The sequence below is a fragment of the Kitasatospora sp. Root107 genome (assembly GCF_001424875.1).
Classification (GTDB): Bacteria; Actinomycetota; Actinomycetes; order Streptomycetales; family Streptomycetaceae; genus Kitasatospora.
Genome location: NZ_LMCT01000054.1, coordinates 1 through 4687, shown reverse-complemented (window position 1 = coordinate 4687; position 4687 = coordinate 1). Strand labels below are relative to the sequence as shown.

Below are 4687 nucleotides of genomic sequence, written 5' to 3'. Positions count from 1 at the left end.
AGACGGGTGCGGTCACCGTTGATCATCGGTGTGTGAAGACTGAAGATCACGCAGTGGCCGCAGGTCACAGCGTAGACCCTGCCCGTTGGCAGGAGGCGCTCGAGGGGCCTGATGAGTCGGGATAGCGGGACGGTTCAAGCGAGTCGAACCCCGGCGCCGCGCAAGCCAGTTGACGCTCGGGCTGCTGTCGGACCTGCCGCGCAAGAACTGCTGGACCATCGCCGAATGGGCGGGGGAGGCCACACCGGACGGCATGCAGCACCTGCTGGGCGGGCCAAGTGGGACGCCGGGCAGGTGCGCGACGACCTGCGCGAGTACGTGCAGGCCACGAGGCGGCGGATGACCTCGCGGACCATGCCGAAGAGCATCCCGAGCGTGGCGACCGTCAAGAGCTCTCTCTCGATCGTCGCACTGCGCCACGGAATCTGTAACTTTCTCCAATCGCGACCCCAACCGCCCCATGCCTGGCCGCACCACCACAGGCCCTTGTCCGACGTCACCCACCCGCGCACAGCCCACGCGTCCGGCCCTCGCACACGGTCCGAAGTGGGAACATCCCCACCCCTCACGCCCTCATCGCATGACCGCCGCACCTGGCAGACTCGGCCCCCCTCGACCGGTCGGCAGATGCTACTGCCACGGCGGACGCATTCGCCTCATCGGCCGCCCGCCCGGGGTCGACCAGCCGCCCCGATCAACTGGTCGCCCAGCGCGTTCGGCGGGCAGCACCTCGGGGATGGTGGCCTGGAACGTCGGGGTGAACGCGGCGGAGGCGGCCTGCAGCAGGAAGATCAGGACGTAGATCTGCCAGACCTGCGTGACGAACGGCAGGGTGAGGGCGACGCCGGCCCGGGTGAGGTCCATCGCCACCATCAGCACGCGGCTAGGAGTAGGCGTCGTAGTCGGAGCCGAGGTCGGTGATGACCTCGCCCCAGATGATGTCGAGCATCTCGGCGGCGGCGGGGTAGTTGGGTCCCTTGTCCCAGGCCCGTACCGGCGACTAGGCCCTGCGCGAGCGGATGCTGACCGACCTGGCGGCCGATACCTGGGCCCTGGACCGCTACCGCTGGACCGGCACCACCCTGCTGTCGCACTTCCTGAACGGCGAGTGGTTCTCCGTGCACTGCTTCCAGGACGCCGCCACCGGCGAGCCGCTGCGCTGGTACGTCAACTTCGAGAAGCCCTTCCTGCGCCGCCCCGGCATCGGCATCGACACGCTGGACCTGTGTCTGGACCTGGTCGTCACCCCCGACCTGTCCGGCCACCACTGGAAGGACCACGAAGAGTACGCGCAGCTGCGCCGCCTCGGCGTGATCGACGACTACCTCCACCGCCAGGTCGAGCAGGCCAAGGGGCGGGCGATCACCATGCTCGACAACCGCACCGGCCCGTTCGCCGGCGGCTGGTCGATCTGGACTCCGGACCCCGCCTGGCCGCTGCCCGAACTGCCCGCTGGCGCCGAGCATGTCCCCGACCAGGCCCTGCGGTGACACCGACGACAGGGGCCCGGAGGCAGGCCCTGCGCGCAGCGCGCTCCCCGCCATCCAGCTTGCGCACTCGACTCCCGATGGCGGTCACGGGTAGTCCGGTGGTGGAGTGGCTCGTCCGCAGCGCCGGCGCCCCCGATCTGTCAAGAGTGATGGCGTGCTGACGGTCCGTCATGGGAAGATCCACGGCGGTCGGCAGGGTGTCGACTGTTGGAAGGACGGTGCACCATGGCGCAGAACCAGAACTCCGAACTGGCAGTGCGTGGGATTGACGTGCCGATCGGCTGCCAGTGCGGTCCCGGCTGCTCGTGCGGTTGTCAGTCGGGCGGTCCCTGTCAGTGCGCTGGCGGTTGTAGCTGAGTGGCGACCTCTGCCCCGGTACGGACCTCTCAGGTCCGGTGCCGGGGCGTCGTGCCGTCCGGCTCGGGTAAGACCCAGCACCTGAGTGGGTGCTGTTCGCTGGTTCCCGGGCGGGTCCGGGCCGGGGTGTGCGATACCTGGCCCCGGTGCCCGCCGTGGCGGCGGGCTGTACAGGGAAGGGTGGTGCTGGCGGTGAAGGTCGGCGAGGCGAGGAAGCTGATCGGCGAGACGGTGGTGAGCGCGGTGCGGGCCGGGTTCACCTGCGAGCACGAGGAGATGCGCTACGCCGAGCGCCCCGCGCCGCCGCCGGCGTTCCAGGCCGGACGGGAGAAGGCTGGGCACGACTCCTCCCGGGTGCCTGCGCTGGCGGCGGCGGAGGTCGAGTCGTCGATCACCGACAGCGAGCCCGGCATGTGGTTCAGCTACAAGGTGGAGTACGGCCACCCGCCGCACATCCAGCTCAGTGTGCGTTCCAGCTGGGCCAGGCAGGTCGCGGCCACGGGTTGGGCGGTGCTGGACGGCCGCGCGGTGCTGGATGTCCTGGAGTGGGACGAGTCGGTCAGCCCGCGTCGTCCGGCGCGGGTGAGGGTCGCGCTGATCTCGGCCGACTACGACGCCGAGATGCACGGCTGGCGGGCCCACGCAGACAACCGCGACCTGCCGGTGGCTTGGAGCCCGGAGGGCGAGCCCCGGCTGGTGATGCCGTGGGAGGAAGACCAGGCGGGCGGCTCCGAGGCGGCGTGAGCACCCCGGCCGACCATCGGCCGTTTCGTCGAGGGCCTGGTTGACCCGGTGCTGAACCACCGGATGGACTTCCTCATGCTCCTGCCACACGGCCGACGGATCGTGCTGGAGATCGACGGTCGGCACCATTACAAGGAAGCGAGGCGAAGGAGGACACCGTGCGCGGGGCTGGGGCTAAGTCGGTTGTGCAGGCGGTGTGCTGACGTTCTGTGGGTTGATTTGCTGGGCGTCGCGCCAGATTTTTTCGTACTTCTGCCGGTAGGCCTGGGCGATGTCCCCGGGCGGGCTGATGACGGCTGTGAGGTGCTTGCCGACGCCGGTGACGGAGGACCCGAGGAGCTGGACCTGCTGGTCGTCGCCGATGATGCAGCGGTCGTGCAGGGCGGGGTCGGTGGAGGCGCGGACCTCGATGCGTTCGAGGTGGTGGTTCACCGCACTCTCGGCCATCGATACGCAGTCGTCACGAAGGACGGCCGCCAGTAGGTTGGCCTCGTCCGCCTCCGCGACGCTTTCCAAGGCCTGCAGGTATTGGGCATAGCGGCGGTGCTCGGGGGGTTCGTCGTCGTGGTGAGGGCCGGTCATGCGGCAATTTCATCATTTCGCTCGACCAGCACGCCGTTCTCGAACGTGGCACCTGCCCGGACAAGGGCAACGAGGTGGGCTCCGGTGATCGCGCGCCAGCGGTTCTGGGCGGACTCGACGAGCTTGAACACCATCGCGAGGGCGGCGGCCGGGCTGCCGGCGCCGCGGGTGACCTTCGTGCGGAGCTTGACGGTGGAGAAGGTCGACTCGATCGGGTTCGTGGTCCGCAGGTGGATCCAGTGCTCGGCCGGGAAGTCGTAGAACGCCAGCAGCTCTTCCTGGTCTTCGGTGATCTTCGCAACGGCTTTGGGGAACTTCGCGCTGTAGGTCTTGGCGAACGCCTCGATTGCCTGCTCGGCGTGTTCGCGGTCCTCTGCGTTGTAGATCTCCTGCATCGCCCTCGTGGCGCCCGGCTGTGCGGACTTCGGCAGGGCATTCGAGACATTGCGCGCTTTGTGAACCCAGCACCGCTGGTGGCGGGCGCCGGGGAAGACCTCGGCGAGCGCCTTCCACAGGCCCATCGCGCCGTCGCCGACGACCAGCTCCGGGTCGCGCATGCCGCGTCGGCGGCAGTCGCGCAGCAGGTCGGCCCACGACTCGGTCGACTCCCGCAGCCCCTCCGCTAGGGCGATCAGCTCCTTGGTGCCGTCCAGTCGCACCCCGAGCAGGACCAGCACGCACGAGTGTGCCTGGCCGAGCCGGACCTTCGGGTGCACCCCGTCGGCCCATACGTAGACGAAGTCGCGGTCGGACAGGTCGCGGGCCTGGAAGGCGGCGTGGTCGTCGCCCCACTGCTTGGTCAGCCGGGTCACCGTCGCCGGCGACAGTCCGGCCGCGCCACCGAGGAACTGCTCCAGCGCGGGCACGAAGTCCCCGGACGACAGACCGTGCAGGTAGAGCAGCGGCAGCACCTCGGAGATCTTCGGCGACTTGCGGCACCACGGCGGGAGGATCTTCGAGGAGAACCTCTTGCGTTCGCCGGTCTCTTCATCGACGCGACGGTCGTTAACGCGCGGGGCACTGACCTCGACGGGACCGGCGGCGGTGACCACGGTCCGGGACCGGTGGTGGCCGTTGCGGACCACCAGACGCCGGCCAGCCTCGTCGGTTTCGGCCGCCAACTCGGCTATGTACTGGTTGACTTCCGCCTCCAGGGCGGCGGCCAGCATCCGTCGGGCGCCTTCGCGCACGATCTCGTCGATCAGGGAGCCGGACTGGGTGGAGCCGTCGTCGGTGACTACGCTGAGCACGGGCGTGCCTTCCCGACCCGCGCTGCGAACGCTGGCCTACTCGGTGACCATCAGAGGATCATTCGGGAAGGTACGCCCTCCGCGTGCCCTCCCGGAACCGATCCACAGGTCTTGAGCATTGCTCCTGCCTGCCTTCGCCTGCCCGGCCGGAGCGAGAGTCGCAGAGGCTCCGGGTTGGCGGTGGCTCGTTGTGCGGGTTGGTCAGTCGCAGTCGTTGCAGATGGGCTGGTTGTTCTTGAGGCGGGCGAGCCTGCTGCGGTGGTG

The 4687-nt window shown here is 69.2% G+C and carries 4 protein-coding genes and 2 pseudogenes; 3 read left to right on the top strand and 3 right to left on the bottom strand.

The genetic code is table 11. From position 1 onward, the window contains the following. Nucleotides 1-121 precede the first annotated feature (121 nt). Nucleotides 122-321: pseudogene (locus tag ASC99_RS37995) on the top strand (transposase); the annotation flags it as partial. Nucleotides 322-711: 390 nt separating this feature from the next. Here ASC99_RS37995 and ASC99_RS30240 read toward each other — a convergent pair. Continuing rightward, nucleotides 712-888: pseudogene (locus ASC99_RS30240) on the bottom strand (MFS transporter); the annotation flags it as partial. Between the two features lie 131 nt (nucleotides 889-1019). Between ASC99_RS30240 and ASC99_RS30235 the strand changes: the two are divergent. Beyond that, a complete protein-coding gene (locus ASC99_RS30235) occupies nucleotides 1020-1490 on the top strand; it encodes a DUF402 domain-containing protein (protein WP_057238020.1) in 471 nt (156 codons plus the stop codon). A gap of 540 nt (nucleotides 1491-2030) precedes the next feature. Continuing rightward, nucleotides 2031-2591: a hypothetical protein gene (locus ASC99_RS30230; RefSeq protein ID WP_057238018.1), complete on the top strand. Its 561-nt coding sequence runs from the start codon at nucleotides 2031-2033 to the stop codon at nucleotides 2589-2591. A gap of 174 nt (nucleotides 2592-2765) precedes the next feature. Here ASC99_RS30230 and ASC99_RS30225 read toward each other — a convergent pair whose 3' ends face one another. Both ASC99_RS30225 and ASC99_RS30220 read right to left on the bottom strand, forming a co-directional pair. Continuing rightward, nucleotides 2766-3173 carry a hypothetical protein gene (locus ASC99_RS30225; RefSeq protein WP_057238015.1) on the bottom strand — a complete coding sequence of 136 codons (408 nt, stop codon included), beginning with the start codon at nucleotides 3171-3173 and terminating at the stop codon, nucleotides 2766-2768. Further along, nucleotides 3170-4423, bottom strand: coding sequence for an IS256 family transposase (locus ASC99_RS30220; protein ID WP_082598765.1), 1254 nt, complete (start codon nucleotides 4421-4423; stop codon nucleotides 3170-3172). The genes ASC99_RS30225 and ASC99_RS30220 overlap by 4 nt, the downstream gene beginning before the upstream one ends. Between the last annotated feature and the right edge of the window lie 264 nt (nucleotides 4424-4687).

What these genes read in the sequence shown, in the direction of transcription:
- ASC99_RS30235 (WP_057238020.1), top strand. Translation starts at nt 1,020, where the DNA reads ATGCTGACCGACCTGGCGGCCGATACCTGGGCCCTGGACCGCTACCGC.
- ASC99_RS30225 (WP_057238015.1), bottom strand. Translation starts at nt 3,173, where the DNA reads ATGACCGGCCCTCACCACGACGACGAACCCCCCGAGCACCGCCGCTAT.